This window comes from Krasilnikoviella flava (assembly GCF_900167525.1).
GTDB lineage: Bacteria > Actinomycetota > Actinomycetes > Actinomycetales > Cellulomonadaceae > Isoptericola > Isoptericola flavus.
The window spans coordinates 270,950-289,059 of record NZ_FUZQ01000004.1 but is presented as its reverse complement, the minus strand read 5'-3'; the positions used below and the strand labels follow the sequence as shown (position 1 = coordinate 289,059).

The window sequence follows — 18,110 nt, the reverse complement described above, 5'->3', positions numbered from 1 at the left end:
GGCATGGCGCCAGGCACGGACATCGAGGGCTAGAGGCGCTCGCGCACCCGCGGCAGCCCCTCACCGGTGAGCTCGTCGCAGAATGCCGACCGACCCGCCAGCACCATGACGAGCGCCAGGGTGCTCCCCCGCACCACGGGCCCCTCGCCGTGCGCGAACGGGCCGTCGGTCGCCTCCAGGCGCAGGCCGCGAGCGACGGTCCTGCCCGGGACGGTGAAGTCGCGCGCGGCGAAGAAGCGCGCCACCGCGGTGGTCGTGGCCACGGGCGGGACGCGCGGGAGGCGGAGCGGCGTACGGACGTCCTGCCCGTGCACCACGACCTCACCCAGCCACGCGGCCGTGTGACCGCTCGGCGCGACCGTGCTGGTCGCGACCGCGCGGAACCGCTCGAGCGTCTCGGCGGGCGTCGCGCCGCGGTGCTCCGCCAGGCGTCGCGCGTTGTGCAGGTCGGCGTCGAACCGTGCCCCGACGATGCTGCGCAGCCACGCCCACCGGCCGGTGCTCGCGCCCGCCGTGAGGTGCGCGACGACGTCCTGCACGGTCCACTCCCCGCACAGGGACGCCCCGGCCCAGGCCGCGTCGTCGAGCCCCGCGAGCTCGCCCGCGAGGGCCTCGCGTTCGGCGTGGATCATGGACCAGGTCTCGGCGCGCGGGGTGCTCGTCCTCACGTGGGCAGCCAACCACGGGACACCGACGGCGCGGTTAGGCGCGGTTAGGCTCGACGGTGCCCACGACGACGACGAGAGCTGGAGGCTGCCCACGTGTCGGGTTCGATGAGTGACGGGGCGCGCGTGGCGTTCCTGGACGTGGACGGCACGTACGCCGACCACGGGACCGTGCCTGCCGTGCACGAGGAGGCCGTGCGGGCCGCCCGGCGCGCCGGCCATCGCGTGCTGCTGTGCACGGGGCGGCCCGAGTCGATGCTGCCGCCGTCGCTCCTGGCGGCGGGCTTCGACGGCGTCGTCGCGACGGCCGGCGCATTCGTACGGCTCGACGGCGACGTCGTGGCAGACCTGCGCTTCCCGGACGACCTCGCGACCCGGGTGCGGCACGTGCTCGACGCCCACGACGTCGCGTACCTGCTGGAGACCCCGGACGCGGTGTACGGCCCGGTGGGCCTCGACGCGCGCCTCGTGCGCCGCGGCGACGCCGCGCCGCACGAGATCCTCGACGTGCTGAAGATGCCCGGCGACCTGTCCGGTGTGCGCTACGCGAAGATCAGCTACTTCGACTCCCCCACGCCGATCGCGGCGCTGCGCACGGAGCTCGGCCCGGAGGTCGGCATCCTGCCGTCGTCGTACGCGGACACCGGGGACAACGCCGGCGAGATCCACCTGGCCGGCGTGCACAAGGCCGTCGGGATGGCGGCCGTGATGGAGCACCTGGGGCTCTCCCCCGCGCAGTCCGTGGGCATCGGCGACGGGTACAACGACGTCGAGATGCTCCAGTACGCGGGCACCGCCGTCGCCGTCGAGGGCGCGCCGCCCGCCGTCCTCGCGGAGGCGGACCTGGTCGTTCCCGGGCCCGCCGGCGGAGGCGTGGCCGAGGCGTTCGCGCGGCTGGGCATGCTCGACGGCGTCGCCTGACGACGTACGCGCCCGAGCCCGTCCGGCCGCCGCGCCGCCGGACGGACGGCCGCTGGGTACGGTGAGGTCGACGGCCCGCAACGACGCGGCCCGCGCCTCGCGACCGACGGATGGAGCCCTGATGGCCGACCTGGACGCCCTCACCACGACCCACCTCGAGAAGGCCCGGACGGCCGAGCACGGCCGCAGCGCCGAGGTCGTCGTGCACGACGGCACGCTGCGCCAGACCGTGCTGGCCCTCCTGGAGGGCGTCGAGCTCGGCGAGCACAACTCGCCGCCGGCCGCGTCCGTCCTGGTGCTGCACGGGCGGGTGCGCATCACCGCGCTCGAGGGGGACGAGGAGGTCCGCGCGGGCCAGCTGCGCGTGCTGACCCACGCGCGGCACGCCGTCCTCGCCCTCGAGGACTCGGTCTTCCTGCTCACCACGGTGACGAGCATCCCCCACCCCTGAGCGCCCCCGCGCGCCGTCCGACGTCCCAACTCGTGGGACTTGGGGTGACGTGAGCAACCGGTTTCTGGCAGTCTCGGTCGCGAACGGTGTGAATCGTCTCAACCGGAACGGAGCAATGATGCTGCCGACACTCCGCACGACCGCAGTCACCACCTCGGTAGGAGCGCTCTGCGCGCTCGCCCTCGCCGCCCCCGCCCTCGCCGCCGGGGAGGAGCCGTCCGCCTCGGCGCCCGCGACGCCGACCGCGTCCGCCGACCCCTCCCCCGGCGGCCGGGCGGTGATCAGCACGCCCACCCCGGACGGGAACAGCGTGAGCTGGCGTCTTCTGTCCGCCGACGGCGACGACGCGGCGTTCCACGTGTACCGCGACGGCGTCCGCGTGCCCGGGCCCCCGGTCCGCGGCGCCACCACCTTCCTCGATCGCGGGGCGCCGGCGGACGCCCGGTACGCGGTCCTGGCCGTGGGCGACGGCGCCGCGCGCGCCGCGGCCGCGGGGCCGGTCGCGGGCGAGTCCCTCACGCTGGAGCCCGTCGCGGGCGCGCAGGCGAGCTCGCTCGACGTCCCGCTCGACGTCCCGCCCGGCGGCGACGGCTACACCTACTCCGCCAACGACGCGTCGGTGGGAGACCTGGACGGCGACGGCGAGTACGAGATCGTGCTCAAGTGGGACCCGAGCAACGCCAAGGACAACTCGCAGTCCGGCGTCACCGGCAACGTGTACCTCGACGCCTACGAGCTCGACGGCGAGCGGCTGTGGCGCGTCGACCTCGGCCGCAACATCCGCGCCGGCGCCCACTACACGCAGTTCCAGGTGTACGACTACGACGGCGACGGCGCCGCGGAGGTCGCCGTGAAGACCGGCGACGGCACGGTGTCCGGCACGGGCCAGGTGATCGGCGACGCCGACGCCGACCACCGCAACTCCGGCGGGTACGTGCTCAGCGGCCCCGAGTTCCTGTCCGTCTTCCGCGGCACCGACGGCGCCGAGCTCGACACGGTCGACTTCGCCCCCGTCCGCGGGAACGTGGGCGACTGGGGCGACACGTACGGCAACCGGGTGGACCGCTTCCTCGCCGGCACGGCGTACCTCGATGGTTCCCGGCCCAGCATCGTCATGGGTCGTGGCTACTACGCCAAGACGGCCGTGGCCGCCTGGGACTTCCGGGACGGCGCGCTCACCCGCCGCTGGACGTTCGACTCGAGCTCGTCCACCAACGGGCCCGACTGGACGGGCCGCGGCAACCACCAGCTGTCGATCGCGGACGTGGACGGCGACGGCCGCGACGAGATCCTGTACGGGTCGATGGCGATCGACGACAACGGCCACGGGCTCTGGCAGAACGGCACGCACCACGGCGACGCGTACCACGTGAGCGACCTGGTGCCGTCGAACCCCGGGCTCGAGGTGTTCAAGCCCTCGGAGTCGGGCACCGACCCGGCGCACTGGGTGGCCGACGCCGCGACCGGCGAGATCCTCTCCAGCGCGCCGGCCGCCGGCTCCGACAACGGGCGCGGCGTGGCCGCGGACATCACGGCGGACAACCCCGGCGCCGAGGTCTGGTCGTCCAGGGTCTCCGGCCTGCGCAGCGCGACGGACGGTTCCGAGGTGGGCCGCAAGCCGGGCTCCACCAACTTCGTGATCTGGTGGGACGGCGACGGGCAGCGCGAGCTGCTGGACGACACGCACATCGACTCCTACGGCGCGGACGGCGACACGCGCCTGCTCACGGGCGAGGGCGTCGCGTCGAACAACGGCACCAAGGCCACCCCGGCCCTGCAGGCCGACATCCTCGGTGACTGGCGCGAGGAGGTGCTCTGGCGCACGACGGACTCCAGCGCGCTGCGGATCTACTCCACCGACGTGCCGACCGACATCGCGCACCCGTCCCTCATGGAGGACCGGCAGTACCGGCTGGCCGTGGCGTGGCAGAACACGGCGTACAACCAGCCGCCGCACCCGAGCTTCGCCACGGTGGACTGACCTTTCGGCCGGACCACCGCGACGCAGGAGGGTCGGCCCGCGTCGGGCCCCGTCACGCCCGGCGCGGGCCGACCCACACCTGCTGCACGTTGACGAACTCCCGGATGCCGTGCGGGCCGAGCTCGCGCCCGTACCCGGAGCGCCTCACGCCACCGCTGGGCAGGCGGGGGTCGGTCTTCACGATGCCGTTCACCGACACCTGGCCGGCGACGATCTCGCGGGCCATGGCCTCGCCGCGCTCCGGCGTCGTCCAGACGCTCGCTGCGAGGCCGTACTCGGTCCCGTTCGCCGTCGCGAGCGCCTGGTCGGCGTCCTCCGCCCGCATCACCGCCATCACCGGGCCGAAGGTCTCCTCGCAGGCCGCCGTCATGTCGGCCGTGACGTCGGCCAGCAGCGTGGGCGGGTAGAACCAGCCCGGCCCGTCGGGCAGCTCGCCGCCCAGCAGCAGGCGTGCGCCCGCACCCACCGTCTCGGTGACCTGCCGGTGCAGGTTCTCGCGCAGGTCGGCGCGGGCGATCGGCCCGACCTGCGTGGCGGGGTCGCGCGGGTCCCCGACCTTCAGTGCCGCGAGCCGCTCCCGGAGCCTGGCGACCAGGGCGTCGTGCACGGGGGCCTCGACGATGATCCGCTTCGCCGCGATGCAGGACTGGCCCGCGTTGATGATCCGCGACAGGGCGATGGTGTCGGCCGCGGCGTCCAGGTCGGCGTCGGCCAGCACCACGCACGGGTCGGAACCGCCCAGCTCCAGCACCGCCGGCTTGATCTCGGCGGCGGCCACGCTCGCCACGGCGGCGCCGCCGCGCGCCGAGCCGGTGAACGACACCGCCTGCACGCGCCGGTCGCGGATCACGGCGGCCACGTCGGTGGTCTCCAGCGGCAGGTTCCGGAACACCCCCGCGGGCGCTCCCGACGCCGACAGCGCCCGGGCGAACACCTCGCCGATCGCCTCCGCGCAGCCGGGCACGTGCGGGTCGTGCTTGAGCACGCCCGTGTTGCCCGCCATCAGCGCGGGCGCGGCGAAGCGCAGGGCGAGCCAGAACGGGGCGTTCCACGGCAGGATGCCGAGCACCGTGCCCAGCGGCAGGTGCTGCACGTAGCTGCGGGTGGCGTCGGAGGCGATCTCCTCCGTGGCCAGGTACGCCGCCGCATGCTCGGCGTAGTGCTCGGCGCACCAGGCCGCCTTCTCCACCTCGCCGAGCGCCTCGGTGACCGGCTTGCCCATCTCCTGCGTCATCAGCGGGGCCAGCTCGTCGGCCCGCGCCCGCAGGTCGGCCGCGACGGCGTGCAGCACCTCCGCGCGGCCCTCGAGGCCCCGGTCCCGCCAGGCGGCCCGCGCCGCCTCGGCGGCCGCGAGGGCGGCGTCCACCTCCCCCGGCGTCGCCGCCCGGACCTCGCGGACCACCTGGCCGGTGCTGGGGTCGGTCGCGATCAGCATGCGTTCTCCTCCTTCTCCGGGACGGGGGCGTCCCGCACGAGGGACAGCGGCTCGCCGTCCACCCGTGCGGCGGCGTGCTCGGGCTTGCAGGTGAAGTCCTCGTCCAGCGTGAAGAAGGACTCGCACCCTTCGGCGGTGACGTGCACCGTGTCGGAGATGCCGACGGTCTTGTCGCCGTCCACGCCCCACATCCACGGGATGATGTGGAACGTCATCCCCTCCCGCAGCACCCGCGGGTCGCCCTGGTTGAGGCTGACGATGTACCCCTCGTCCCAGCTGGGCGGGAACGCGATGCCGATGGAGTAGCCCGAGCGGGTCACCAGCCGCGCCCCCACGCCGTTGTCCGAGATGATGTTCCGCACGATGTTGTCGGCGTCGGACACCGTGAGCCCCGGGCGGATGGCCGCCTTCACCTCCGAGAGCGCGAGCTTCATCCGCTCCTGCGCCACCCGCATGCTGCGCGACAGGTCGTCGAGCACGACCGTGCGCATCATCGCCGTGTGGTACCGGCGGAAGCAGCCGCCCACCTCGAGGAACACGTGCTCCCCCGGCTGCACCGTGCGCCCCTCCCACGTGGCGTGGCCGATCATGCTCCGCGGGCCGGAGGTGACGTACGGCATCACCGCCGGGAACTCCCCGCCGGAGCGGAACATCGCCGACGCGATCTCCGCCGCGATGTCGTTCTCCGTCACGCCCGCGGCGCACGCCTCGATGCCCGCCGCCATCCCGACCTCCGTGGCGCGCGCCGCCCGCCGCATGATCGCGATCTCGGCCGCCGACTTGACGATGCGCCCCTCCTCCACGATGCCGAAGCAGTCGAGCAGGCGGCCGTCCTTGAACGAGTTGTGGATGTAGTCCTGGTGGTAGGCCGGGAAGTAGTAGCTGTTGCGCTCGTACCCGACGTCGCGGGTGTCGAGGCCGAACTCGCGCAGGGACTGCATCAGGCTCTGGATCGCGTCGCCCGTGTCCGGGTACGGGCGGGTGAGGTCCACCCAGGTCCGCGCGTGCACGTTGGACTCCTCCATGGCGCGCGTGATCATGAACGGCTCGTCCTCGAGCGGCACGACCAGCGCCTGGAAGAAGGAGTACCCCGTGGTCTGGTAGTCCGTGAGGTACATGAGGTTCTCGGGGTCCGTGATGACTACGGCGTCGAGCATCCGTTCCGCCATGCGGCGGCGGAGGTCACCGAGGCGTCTGGCGTACTCCTCGAACGGGAACGTCATGTCGTCGCGCTGCCGCATGTCGGCCTCCTTCTGCTGGTCGCCGCCCCGGTCAGGGCGCTAGAGGGTGTCGCGCACCGCCCCCGTGAGGATCTCCAGGCCCTCGGTCAGGTCGTCGTCGGGGATGGTGAGCGGGGGGATGAGCTTGAGCACGCGGCCGCCGCTGCCGCACGGCCCGACGAGCAGCCCGCGGGAGAAGCACTCCGCCGCGACGGCCTTGGCGAACGCGCCGTCGACCACGTCGAGGCCCTGGATCATGCCGCGGCCCCGGACCACGAAGCTGCGGCCCTCGGCCTCCTGCGCGACGGCGAGCAGCGCCGACGCCATCCGCTCGCCCTTGGCGCGCACCTCGGTCATGAGCGCGTCGTCCTCGAAGTAGGTGAGCGCCTCCTTGCCCGCGACGAACGACAGCCCCTGCCCACGGAACGTGCCGGTGTGCTCCCCCGGCAGCCACCGCGCGTCGTGCTCGGGCTTCACGAGGTTCATCGCGAGCGGCGTCCCGTAGCCGCCGATGCCCTTGGCGAGGCAGATGATGTCCGGGTCGAGGCCCATGCCGTCGAAGCTGAAGTAGCTGCCGGTGCGGCCGCACGCCACCTGGATGTCGTCGATGACGAACAGCGCCCCGACGTCGTGGGCGAGCTGCTGCACGGCCCGCAGCCACTCGGCGCTCGCGACGTTCACGCCGCCCTCCGCCTGGATCGTCTCGACGACGAACGCCGCCGGCGCGGACAGCCCGCTGGAGACGTCGGAGAGCTGCGCCCGGTAGTCGTCCAGCGCCTGGAGGCCACCGCCGGGGGCGGTCTCGAACGGCAGCCGCACGACGTTCTCGAGCGGCACCCCCGCGGCCGCGCGGAAGAACTCGTTGCCCGTGAGCGCGAGCGACCCCAGCGTCATGCCGTGGAAGCCGTGGGTGAACGCGACCACCTCGCGCCGGCCCGTGACCTTCCGGGCGAGCTTGAGCGCCGCCTCGACGGCGTTGCTTCCGGTGGGGCCCATGAACTGCAGCTTCATCGTCAGGCCGCGCGGCTCCAGCACGGTGGCGACGAACGCCTCGATGAAGTCGCGCTTCGTCGTGGTCGCCATGTCGAGGCTGTGCGCCACGCCGTCGGCCTCGAGGAAGGCGATCATCGCCCGTTTCATCCTCGGGTTGTTGTGGCCGAAGTTGAGCACGCCCGCGCCGGCGAAGAAGTCGACGTAGCTACGGCCCGCCTCGTCCACCTGCCGCGCGTTCGACGCCGAGGCGAACACCGTGGGGTACGTGCGGCTGTACCCGCGGATCTCGGATTCCCACTTCTCGAAGACCTCCATCTCCCAGATGTAGGGGTCCGGACCGACCCCCGTCAAGGAACTCGCGGGTGAGCGTGCGTAACTTTCTCGTGTCGGTGGCCGGGGCCGAAGGTCGTGCGGTAGCCGTTCGGCGACACCCCCAGCGCCCGGGCGAAGTGCTGGCGCAGCGACGCGCCGGTGCCGAACCCCGCGCGACGGGCGACCGCGTCGACGGGCAGGTCCGTCCGTTCCAGCAGGTCACGGGCCCGCAGCAGGCGCTGCTGCAGGAGCCAGGCACCGGGCGAGACTCCCACCTCCCGACGGAACCGGCGGGTGAAGGTCCGCGTGCTCATCGCCGCGTGCCGGGCGAGGTCGTCCAGGGAGAGTGGCTCGTCCAGGTGCTCGAGCGCCCACGACCGCGCGGGGCCGGTGTGCTCCCCGGCCGGCTCCGGCACAGGGACGTCCACGTACTGCGCCTGACCGCCGTCGCGGAACGGCGGCACGACGGTGCGCCGCGCGACGTCGTTCGCGACCGCCGCGCCGTGGTCGGAACGGATGAGGTGCAGGCACAGGTCGATGCCGGCCGCCTCACCGGCGGACGTGAAGACCCGCCCGTCCTCGGTGTACAGCACGTCCGGGTCCAGCAGGACCGTCGGGAAGGCGCGGCGGAACCGCTCGGCCGACATCCAGTGGGTGGTCGCGCGCCGCCCGTCGAGCAGGCCGGCGCGCGCGAGCGCGAACGCCCCGGTGCAGATCGACGCGATCCGCGCGTCCGGCCGGACCGTCGCGAGCAGCTCCGCCAGGGAGACCTGGCCGGGCGCCGGTGTGCCCTCGTCGTCCGGCGCGCCGGTGTCGTCCAGCTCGTGCGACGCCGGCACCACCACCGTGTCGGCGACAGCGAGCGCCTCCGGGCCGTGCGGGACGTCGAGGGCGAAGTCCGCGTCCGAGCGGACCCGGCCCGGAACCGCGGCGCACGTGCGCACCTCGTACAGGCGCTCGCCGCCCGGGCCGCGGGCCGTGCCGAACAGCTGGTGCACGGCGCCGAGCTCCAGCGGCATCACGCCGTCGCGCACGAGGACCGCGACGCGGTGCGGGGGCCGGCATGGCCGCCCGGCCACGGCAGGTGCGGCTGGAGTCGTGGGCTCCGACGTCGTCATGGCCCGATTCTTGCACAGAGTGACTTTCCGGCCACTGGCCGGCGCGCGTCCCGACCGGCAGCGTGGGCGGTACGGGCGGCCGAAGCCGCCTCTTCCCGAGGACGCAGCACCGATGGAGGACCTGATGGAGGACCTGATGGACGCGACGCCAGGCACGACGACCGACACGATGAGGGTGCTGTGGGTGCTCGCCCACCCCGAGCCGCGCTCGCTCACCGGGCACCTGCGCGACGACGGGGTCCAGGCGCTGCGGGACGCAGGCCACGAGGTGGTCCAGTCCGACCTGTACGCGATGGGCTGGGACCCCGTGGTGACGGCCGCGGACTTCGGCGACGCCGCGGACGACCGGCTCGACGTCGCGGGCGCCTCGGAGCGCGCGCTGCGCCGCGGGGCGCTCGCGCCGGACATCCGGGCGGAGCACGACAAGCTGGCCTGGGCCGACACCGTGGTCCTGCAGTTCCCCCTGTGGTGGCTCGGCGTCCCTGCCATCCTCAAGGGGTGGCTCGACCGGGTGCTGGTGCAGGGCTACGCGTACGGCGTCCGCGACCCGGCGACCGGCCGCACGCGGCGGTACGGCGACGGGGGCCTCGCGGGCCGGCGCGCGCTGGCCGTGGTGACGGTCGGCGCCGGCACCGGGCTCGGGCCGCGCGGGCTGCACGGCGACCTGGCCGAGACGCTGTTCCCGCTGCTGCACGGCACCTTCTGGTACACCGGCATGCAGGTGGCCGAGCCCGTGCTGGTGCTCGGCGCGAACCGCCTGGACGAGGCGGGCTACACCGCCGCCGCGGCGGACCTGCGCGGGCGGCTGCTCGCCCTGCCCGACGGTCCGGTGCTGCCGTACCGGAGCCAGGACGGCGGGGACTACGACGACCGCGGCGACCTCCACGACGCGCTGGCGCCCGGCCGCCGCGGGCTGGGCGTGCACCTGCGCGGGTGACGCGCCCGGCGCGTCAGCGCCGCCGCCGCCGGGGCGGCACGAGGTTCGCCAGCGGCGAGTAGCGCGGTACCCATCGCGCCAGGGCGGCCGCGGAGGCCGCGCCCAGCGTGGCCGTGGCCCACACCCCGGCCGCGAGCGACCCCAGCGCCGCGCCCGCCGACAGGATCAGCGGCCCCAGTGCGTCGCCCGTGTCCTGGAACAGGCGCCACACGCTGAGGAACGTGGGCCGCACGGCGGCGGGCGCGACGTCGGCGCCCAGGGTCATGACGATGCCGGACCCCATCCCGTTGCCCACGCCGAGCAGGGCGGCGACCACGGCGAGCGTGCCGGCGGTGTGCGCGAAGGGCAGCACCGCCAGGCCCGCCGCCATGGTGAGCATCGACGGCACGGCCACCCACAGGCGGCCGAACCGGTCCATCACCTTGCCCGCCGGGTAGAAGAGCAGCATGTCCAGGGCGCCGGAGACGCCGAACACGAGCGACGTCACCTCGGCGTCCAGGCCCAGGTGCTCGCCCCACAGCGGGATGACGGTCTGGCGGGCGCCGCGCACGGCGCTCACCAGCAGGATGGCGACGCCGAGGGTCGCGAACAGCTGCCGGTGGTCGCGGGCGACCGCCGCGATGGACACCCGCGGCCCACCGGCCGGGCGCGGCAGCGGGGCGTCGGCACGCGGCTCGGGCCGCACGACGGCGATCACCAGCACGGCTACCAGCGCCGAGCCGACCCCGAGCCAGAACGCGCCGTGCAGCGACGTGGCCGCGATCACGGCGGCCCCGGCGAACGGCCCCAGGAACAGCCCGATGCGGTGCACCCCGGCCAGCGTCGACATGACCCGCGCCCGCCGCAGCGGCGGCGTGATCTCGGTGAGGTACGCCTGCCGGGCGAGGTTGAACACGGCGTTCGCCGCGCCGAGGGCGAGCACGCCCAGCGCCAGGCCCCACAGCGCCGTGGACAGCGCGATCGTCGTGAACGCCACGACGGCGACGCTGCCGGCGACCAGCATCGCCACCCGGTCGCCGAGGCGCTGGGAGAGCGCGCCCGCGGGCAGGTCGAACGCGATCTTGCCCAGCGGCAGCAGGGCCGCCACCAGGCCGGCGACGGTGAGGCTGGCGCCGCGGCCGGTGGCGGTGACGGCGACGACCGGCAGCAGCGCGCCGATGCCGATCTCCAGCACCAGGGTGGGGAGGAATGCCCCGAGGACGACGCTCCGCAGCGGGAACAGAGGAGGTGAGGGCACGCACCATTCCTATCGCACGGTCGGGCCGGTTCGCGGACCAGCGTCGGTCAGTGCATGTACAGGCCACCGTCGACGTTGAGGGTCTGCCCGGTGATGAAGCCGGACTCCGCCCCCACCAGGAAGCTCGCCGCCGCCGCGACGTCGTCCGGCACCCCCACGCGGCCGACCAGCAGGTCCGCCGCGAGCTCCGCCTTGCGCTCCGCGCTCAGCGTGCCTCCCATGATGTCCGTGTCGATCGGCCCGGGCGAGATCGCGTTCACCGTGATGCCGTGCGGGCCGAGCTCCCGCGCGAGCGCGCGGGTGAGGCCGACCACCCCCGCTTTCGCGACCGAGTAGGGAGTCTTGCTGAAGGTACCGCCGCCGCGCTGGGCCGACACGGACGAGAGGGAGACGACCCTCCCGACGCCCGCCTTCAGCATCTCGCCGGCGACCGCCCGCGTCACGTGGTGGACGCCGTCGAGGTTGATGCGCAGCACGCGGTCCCACTCGGCGTCGTCGAGCTCGAGGTACGGCGTCGGGGAGCTCACCCCCGCCACGTTGACGAGGGCGACGACGGGCGGCAGCGCCGCGGCCAGGTCCCGCACCGCGCCCCGGACCGCCCCCGCGTCGGCGACGTCGACCCCGGCGCCGGCCGCCTCGACGCCGTGCTCCCGCACCAGCTCGTCGGCCAGGTCCTCGACCGCCGGCCCGTCGACGTCGAGCAGGCCGACGGCCCAGCCCTCCCCGGCCAGACGGTGCGCGACGGCCCGGCCGATGCCTCGCCTCGAGGCGGCGCCCGTGACGATCGCGGTGCGGGACGTGGGGAACGAGTTCATCTGGTCATCTCCTGTGGATCGGTGCGTCTCGGTGCTCAGTAGGCGTAGTCGGTGCCGCGCTGCCAGTCGGGGAACTCCCAGTCCGACCGCGACACGGACGCCCCCGCCGCGCTCGCGCGCTCGACCGCCGAGTCGAGGCTCTGGGAGCAGGTGTCGCTGAGCTTGGCCAGCTCCCCCCGCAGGTCGGTGACGTCACCCCCGAGGTAGCCCTGGACGATGTCGCCGAGGTGCGGGGCCACGGGGGCCTGGACCGCGAGCGCCTGGTTCACCTCGACGTTGCGCACCTGGGCCTGCGGCGCGCGGAACACGCGGGTCCGGAAGTCCTCGACCAGCCATGCGTACGGCTCGATGACGTCGGCGCGCGCCACCGCGTCCAGGTTGATCGGGGGCTGGTCCATCGCCCCGGCGAGGACCGCCTGGTACTCGTCCTGGGTGAACGACTCGAGGAGCTCGATGGCGGCGTCGGCGTGGGACGTGTTCCCGGCGGCGAAGAAGGTGGGCGCCGGGGCTCCGCGGGTGATGACCAGGTCCTCGCCCTCGGGGGTGAGCTCGCCGGCCACCGCCATCTTCGGCAGGTGGGCCTCGTTCAGCGCGCGCACCCCGCCCGGCGACCACGGCCCGTCGATGAAGAAGCCGACGTTCCCCGCCGCCCAGCGCCCCCGAGCGTCAGGGACCTGGAACGAGTTGGTGCCGGGCAGCAGCCAGCCGCTGTCGGAGATCTCCTTGATCAGCTCGACGGCGCCCAGGTAGGCGTCGTCGTCGTACGCGTACTCGCCGGTGTCGTAGCGAAGCCCCTGCCACCCGGGGAAGCCCGCGGCCTGGGCGAGGTCGTCGACCTGGTCGCGCACGCGCCCCGAGTCCCCGAGCGCCAGCGTCATGGGCACGAACTGGCCGTCGTCGGCGATCGCCCGCAGCGCGGCGCGCAGCTCGTCGTAGCTGTGGGGCGGCTCGAATCCCACGCTCTCGGCGATCTCGGAGTTGTACCAGGTGCACGCCCAGTACTGCCGGTCGGACATGAGTGGCAGGCCGTACACGACGCCGTCGAGCATGGTGACGCCCTCGACGAACGTCCCCTCGGGGAACCTCCCCATCGCCGCGTCCGAGAGCGTGATGGCGTGCAGCCAGCCCGACTCGACCAGCGCGGACAGGGGCAGCCCCAGCACGTTGGAGTAGATGTCAGGCAGCTGCTGCGACTGGTTCGCCAGCTGCAGCGCCTCCACCGCCTTGCTCGGCTCGTTGTACGTGTACTCGATGCCCACGCCCAGCGTCTTCGCCTGGGCGGCGGCCCACTTCTGGTGCGCCTGCTGGAGGCCGCCGAAGTGGTCCCACCAGCGCAGGCCGGCGCCACCTCCCCCGGGCCCGGCGGTCGGGCCGCCGCAGGCGGCCAGGAGGCCCGCGAGGGCGCTCACCCCGACGCCCCCGATGAATCCGCGGCGTGAAAGCTCAGTCATTGCTGTCTCCTCTTCGAGAACGACGGACCGGTGGGAACGCCTACGACTTCACCGCGCCGGCGATGCCTTCGACGAAGTACTTCTGCATGAAGACGAACAGGACGACGACGGGGAGGATCGAGATCACGCCCGCCGCCGCCATCCCCGGCCAGTCGGTCGAGTTCTCCCCCACGAAGGCCTGCATGCCGACGCTGACCGTGCGCAGCCCGGGGTTGCTGAACGAGAAGACCAGCGGCAGGAAGAACGCGTTCCAGGTGGTGAGGAAGGTGAGGATCCCCACCGTGGCCGTGACGGGCATGGACAGCGGGAGCATGATCCGCAGGAAGACCCGGAGGAATCCCGCCCCGTCGACGATCGCCGCCTCCTCGAGGTCGGCGGGCAGCTTGCGGAAGTAGCCGGCGTAGATGAGGATCGCGGCGACGTTGGACGCGCCGGCCATCGCCATGATCATTCCCGTCAGCGAGTTGAGCAGGCCCAGCTGCATCGACACCTTGACGATCGGGATGATCGTGTAGCCCGTCGGCACGAACAGGGTGGCCACGAAGATGCCGATGATCAGGCGCGACCCGGGGAAGCGGTAGCGCCCCACCACGTAGCCCGCCAGAGCACACCGGACCACGACGATCAGCGTGACGGCGACCGTCACGATCACGGTGTTGCTCAGGTAGTGCCCGAACTGCCCGGTGGTCCAGGCGCGGACGTAGTTCTCCCACTGCGGCGCCTCGGGGACCAGGTTCAGCCCGCCGGCGAACACCTCCCCCGACGTCTTCAGCGAGGCCGAGACCATCCAGAGGAACGGGAAGACCCAGAGGAAGGCGCAGACGGCGAGCACGACGGCGAAGACCCACCATCCGCGGCGCCGTGGGTGCCGTCTCCCGCCGCGCGGGCTCCCGTGCTCGCGGTCCGGGGGCCGCGTGCCAGGCCTGGGATCGGCGTCGTGCCGTGCGGTGAGGGTGCTCATGCCCGTCCCTTCTGGAGCCGCTGCGAGGAGAAGGTGGCCCACGCCTGGAACGCGACGACCACCAGGACGAGGAGCCCGAACAGCACCGCGGCGGCGGAGGCGAAGCCGAGCTGCGGGATCGAGGCCGCGAACGCCCAGCGGTAGATGTAGATCTCGATGATCTCGGTGCTGTAGAACGGCCCGCCGGCCGTCATCGTCTGCATGAGGTCGAACGCGTGGAAGCAGTCCTCCACGGTGAGCACCGAGATGATGAGCAGGAACGGCAGCAGCATCGGCAGCGTGATGTGCCGGAAGATCCGGACGCCTCCGGCGCCGTCGATCCGGGCGGCGTCGTACACGTCCTGCGGGATCGTCTGGAGGGCGGCCAGCCAGTAGATCATCGTGATGCCGAAGAACTTCCACACGTAGGTCAGCGCCGCCGCGTACAGGGCCGTGTCGGAGTCGCCGAGCAGGTCGACGGGCGGCAGGTCGAACACGCCGAACAGGGCGGCGAGCGGGCCGGACCCCGGGTCGAGGACGAACCGCATCACCACGCCGATGATCGCCGTCGTCGTGACCACCGGCAGGAAGTAGACGGTGCGGAAGAACCGGGCGAACGGCATCCTCGGCGAGTTCAGCAGGATGGCGAGGACGAAGGCGCCGAAGATGCGCAGCGGCGCCACGACCAGCATGAACACGAGCGTGATGCGCACCGAGGACCAGAACATCGGGTCCACGAGGACCGCCTGATAGTTGCTGATCCCCACGAACGTCTGCTCGGAGCTGAAGCCGTTCCACTCGACGAGCGAGTACCAGTAGCTCGCCACGATCGGGTAGATCGTGTAGATGCCGTACAGCACGAACGTCGGCATCAGGAACGCGTAGATCCACAGGTTGCGGCGCCGCTGCCGCGCGCGCCCCTCCGGGCTGCGTGGCCGGTCGTTCGCTTCCCCCGCACCACGCCGCGGTGCGGGTGGGGGCGGTGCTGCGGCCCGTGCTGGTGTGGTCGGCCCCGCCGACCGTGTCTGACTCGCCATCGAGCACTCCGTCGTGTCGGGTCCGGCTAGCGGATCTGGCTGATCGAGAAGGTCCGGGGGTCGCCGCCGATGCGGGCGGCCGTGTCCAGGGCGTCGATCGCGGCCCGGTGCGCGGGCGTGAGCTCGACGCCGTCGAGCGAGGCGTTCTCACGCATGCGCGCGGGCGAGACCGACTTGGGGATCACCAGGCGCCCCTGGTCCAGGTGCCACCGCAGCACCACCTGGGCGGGCGTCACGCCGAGCTCCGCGGCGATCGCGGTCACGTCCGGGTGCTGCAGGTCGGCGCCCTGCCCCAGCGGCGAGTACGCCTCGACGGCGACGCCGTGCTCCCGGCAGGCGGCGACGACGTCGGGCTGCTGGAAGGTGGGATGCAGCTCGATCTGGTTCACCACGGGCATCTGGTCCGCGAACGTCGCGAGCTCGTCGAGGTGCTCCGCGAGGAAGTTCGACACGCCCACCGCCCCGACCCGGCCCTCGTCCCGGAGCCGCTCGAGCGCCCGCCAGGTGTCCTGCCACAGGCCGGCGGACGGGTTCGGCCAGTGGACGAGGTACAGGTCGACGCGGTCGAGGCCGAGCCGCTCGCACGTCTCGTCGTAGGCCCGCAGGGCGCGGTCGTACCCCTGGTCCCCGTTGCGGAGCTTCGAGGTGACGAAGACCTCGTCGCGCGGCAGGCCGGAGGCCCGCACCGCCGCCCCCGCGCCCTCCTCGTTGACGTAGGCGGCGGCGGTGTCGATGTGCCGGTATCCGGCCGCGAGCGCCTCTTCCACGACCTGCTGCGCCTCGGCGGACGGCACCTGGAAGACGCCGAGGCCGAGTTGCGGCACGACGGTCCCGTCGCGGAGGGTGCGGGTGCGTCGCAGGGTCGCGGTCATCGGACCGGCTCCAGGACCAGCAGGGACACCGCCGGCAGCGGCAGCGCGACGGACAGCTCCAGCCCGGACGACACGGCGGGCACCCGTCGCGGCGGCTCGAGCTCCTCGAGCCCCTGGCGCTCCTTGAGCCGCGCGAGCTGCTCGTCGGTGGGCAGCTGCGGCGAGCCGGCCTCCACCCACGCGGTGTGGGCGTTGCTGTGCGCGGCGTCGATGCGGAAGTGGCGGAGCGTGTACGCATCGGCGTCGAGCCCGGACAGCTGCAGGGTGACGTCGGCCTCGAGCTCGTCGCGCTGGTACTGGTCGTCGGTGTGCCGCCACACGAGGACGGCGACGGTGCCCGACGCCGAGCGGGACGCCAGCGCGTCGATCTCCTCGGGCATGCTGGCGCCGTCGGCCTCGTCGAGGAGGGTGACCGGGTGCGCGGCGTCCGAGACGGCGTCGACCCGCCGCTCGCCGAGGCGGCCCAGCACGCGGTAGGCGTTGAGCAGCGGTTTCTCGAGGCCGCCGGCCGTGAGGAACGCCCGGGTCCCCTCGAAGTACCGCTCGCCCTCGAAGTAGAAGCTCCAGGAGGTGGCCTGCTCGACCCGGACGTCCTCGGTGTCGTTGAGGTCGAGGATCTTCTTCATCAGCTTGACCTGGAACACGGGGTAGTACTCCGTGTTCTGGAACTGGAAGTTGGCGTTGTCGTAGACGCTGTAGTGCGCTGGCACGCCGGCGTCGCACTCGTCCACGATCGCGGGCAGGCCGCGGTACTCCTCGAACTCGGCGACCACGCGCAGCATCCGGCGGATCTCGAAGAGCATCTTGTGCGCCGAGGGGTTCTGCTTCTCCGGGGCCTCTCCCCCGGTCGGGCCGTAGACCCGCCACGGGGTGAAAGCGGACCCCTTCGTGTGGAACGAGACGAAGTCGATCGGGTCGGCGTGGTCGCGGGTGTGCTGGAGGAAGCCGCGCAGGAACTCGATGCCCGCGCCGGTGACCGCCGGCCCGCCGACCTTCGCCTGCGGGAGCACGCTGCGTACCGCGCTCGCCGTGACCGAGTAGAGGTCGTAGAACTCCTGGGGCGTGCCGCGCCAGTAGAAGATGTCCGGCTCGTTCCACAGCTCCCACAGCCAAGTGCTCACCTCCTGCTCGCCGTACCGCTCGAGGCAGTGCCGGGCGTGCGCGGCGACGAGGTCGCCCCAGCGGCCGTAGTCCTTCGGCGGGTAGGCCCAGGCACCGGCCTCGTAGCTGCTGTAGACCGTGGGGCTCGGCGTCACGCGGAGCTCCTGCGCCGCGTCGGGCAGCATGTCGCGCGGCGTGAACGCCAACTCGACGAGCACGTGGTGCCCGGCCTCGACGATCGCGTCGTACGCCTGGTCCACGATCGTGAAGTCGTAGGCGGCCTCGCCCGCGGCGTCCTCGTGGTAGACGTTCCCGTTGCCCCAGTGCGGGATGCCGAAGCCGGTCCCCGAGCAGAACACGTAGTGCGGCCGCACGTGGTAGCCCCGGTCCGACAGCTCACCGAAGGTCCGCAGCAGGCGGCGGCCGGTCGCGGTGTACGTCCAGTTGATCTCGTCGTACCCGATGCTCTCCCAGATCCGGGCGAGGTCCCCCCGGTCGGCGCCCGCGTCGACCCGGACGACGGCGCGGCGCACGTGCGGCGCGGACGGGTCGCTCGGTGCCGAGCTCGGGAAGCTCAGGTCGGTGCCGATTCCGGGGTTCACGTCCACGCTCGAGCTCACGATC

16 protein-coding genes are annotated in these 18,110 nt (G+C 73.1%); 4 read left to right on the top strand and 12 right to left on the bottom strand.

Features of this window, described 5'->3' with window-relative positions; all coding sequences use genetic code 11:
- Positions 1–29: 29 nt before the first annotated feature.
- Positions 30–668: a maleylpyruvate isomerase family mycothiol-dependent enzyme gene (locus B5Y66_RS12240; protein WP_245807082.1), complete on the bottom strand. Its 639-nt coding sequence runs from the start codon at positions 666–668 to the stop codon at positions 30–32.
- 123 nt (positions 669–791) lie between these two features.
- Between B5Y66_RS12240 and B5Y66_RS12235 the strand changes: the two genes are divergently transcribed.
- The 3 genes from B5Y66_RS12235 (at position 792) to B5Y66_RS12225 (ending at position 4,018) form a co-directional block, all read left to right on the top strand.
- Positions 792–1,586: an HAD hydrolase family protein gene (locus B5Y66_RS12235; RefSeq protein WP_245807081.1), complete on the top strand. Its 795-nt coding sequence runs from the start codon at positions 792–794 to the stop codon at positions 1,584–1,586.
- A gap of 121 nt (positions 1,587–1,707) precedes the next feature.
- A complete protein-coding gene (locus B5Y66_RS12230; RefSeq protein ID WP_079574769.1) occupies positions 1,708–2,037 on the top strand; it encodes a cupin domain-containing protein in 330 nt (109 codons plus the stop codon).
- Positions 2,038–2,155: 118 nt separating this feature from the next.
- Positions 2,156–4,018, top strand: a complete 1,863-nt coding sequence (locus B5Y66_RS12225; protein ID WP_079575018.1) for a rhamnogalacturonan lyase — start codon at positions 2,156–2,158, stop codon at positions 4,016–4,018.
- Between the two features lie 52 nt (positions 4,019–4,070).
- Here B5Y66_RS12225 and B5Y66_RS12220 read toward each other — a convergent pair whose 3' ends face one another.
- From B5Y66_RS12220 to B5Y66_RS12205, 4 genes are read right to left on the bottom strand one after another with little or no spacing between them, the layout of a single operon-like run.
- Entirely contained in the window at positions 4,071–5,453 is a 1,383-nt protein-coding gene (locus B5Y66_RS12220) for an aldehyde dehydrogenase family protein (RefSeq protein ID WP_079574768.1), read from the bottom strand.
- On the bottom strand, positions 5,447–6,694 hold the full coding sequence (doeA, locus tag B5Y66_RS12215) for an ectoine hydrolase (protein WP_079574767.1): 1,248 nt from the start codon (positions 6,692–6,694) through the stop codon (positions 5,447–5,449). Before doeA ends, B5Y66_RS12220 begins: the two co-directional genes overlap by 7 nt.
- A gap of 39 nt (positions 6,695–6,733) precedes the next feature.
- Positions 6,734–7,981, bottom strand: a complete 1,248-nt coding sequence (locus B5Y66_RS12210; protein ID WP_079575017.1) for an aspartate aminotransferase family protein — start codon at positions 7,979–7,981, stop codon at positions 6,734–6,736.
- Positions 7,982–8,013: 32 nt separating this feature from the next.
- Positions 8,014–9,096, bottom strand: a complete 1,083-nt coding sequence (locus tag B5Y66_RS12205) for a GlxA family transcriptional regulator (protein ID WP_079574766.1) — start codon at positions 9,094–9,096, stop codon at positions 8,014–8,016.
- A 124-nt stretch (positions 9,097–9,220) separates the two neighbouring features.
- Between B5Y66_RS12205 and B5Y66_RS12200 the strand changes: the two genes are divergently transcribed.
- Positions 9,221–10,033, top strand: coding sequence for an NAD(P)H-dependent oxidoreductase (locus tag B5Y66_RS12200; protein WP_245807080.1), 813 nt, complete (start codon positions 9,221–9,223; stop codon positions 10,031–10,033).
- A gap of 13 nt (positions 10,034–10,046) precedes the next feature.
- Here the strand turns inward: B5Y66_RS12200 and B5Y66_RS12195 are convergent, their stop codons facing one another.
- The 7 genes from B5Y66_RS12195 to B5Y66_RS12165 form a co-directional block, all read right to left on the bottom strand.
- Positions 10,047–11,270 carry an MFS transporter gene (locus tag B5Y66_RS12195; protein ID WP_079574765.1) on the bottom strand — a complete coding sequence of 408 codons (1,224 nt, stop codon included), beginning with the start codon at positions 11,268–11,270 and terminating at the stop codon, positions 10,047–10,049.
- Between the two features lie 47 nt (positions 11,271–11,317).
- Positions 11,318–12,085, bottom strand: coding sequence for an SDR family NAD(P)-dependent oxidoreductase (locus B5Y66_RS12190; RefSeq protein ID WP_079574764.1), 768 nt, complete (start codon positions 12,083–12,085; stop codon positions 11,318–11,320).
- 35 nt (positions 12,086–12,120) lie between these two features.
- Positions 12,121–13,536, bottom strand: a complete 1,416-nt coding sequence (locus tag B5Y66_RS12185) for an ABC transporter substrate-binding protein (protein WP_176168856.1) — start codon at positions 13,534–13,536, stop codon at positions 12,121–12,123.
- A gap of 40 nt (positions 13,537–13,576) precedes the next feature.
- A complete protein-coding gene (locus B5Y66_RS12180; RefSeq protein WP_079574762.1) occupies positions 13,577–14,497 on the bottom strand; it encodes a carbohydrate ABC transporter permease in 921 nt (306 codons plus the stop codon).
- Positions 14,494–15,348, bottom strand: a complete 855-nt coding sequence (locus tag B5Y66_RS12175; RefSeq protein WP_245807079.1) for a carbohydrate ABC transporter permease — start codon at positions 15,346–15,348, stop codon at positions 14,494–14,496. Before B5Y66_RS12175 ends, B5Y66_RS12180 begins: the two co-directional genes overlap by 4 nt.
- A 191-nt stretch (positions 15,349–15,539) precedes the next feature.
- The gene (locus tag B5Y66_RS12170; RefSeq protein WP_079574760.1) at positions 15,540–16,385 is read right to left on the bottom strand and encodes an aldo/keto reductase; all 846 of its coding nucleotides are present in this window, start codon (positions 16,383–16,385) and stop codon (positions 15,540–15,542) included.
- Complete coding sequence (locus B5Y66_RS12165; protein ID WP_245807078.1) at positions 16,382–18,106, bottom strand: GH39 family glycosyl hydrolase; 1,725 nt, start codon at positions 18,104–18,106, stop codon at positions 16,382–16,384. The genes B5Y66_RS12170 and B5Y66_RS12165 overlap by 4 nt, the downstream gene beginning before the upstream one ends.
- Positions 18,107–18,110: the final 4 nt, after the last annotated feature.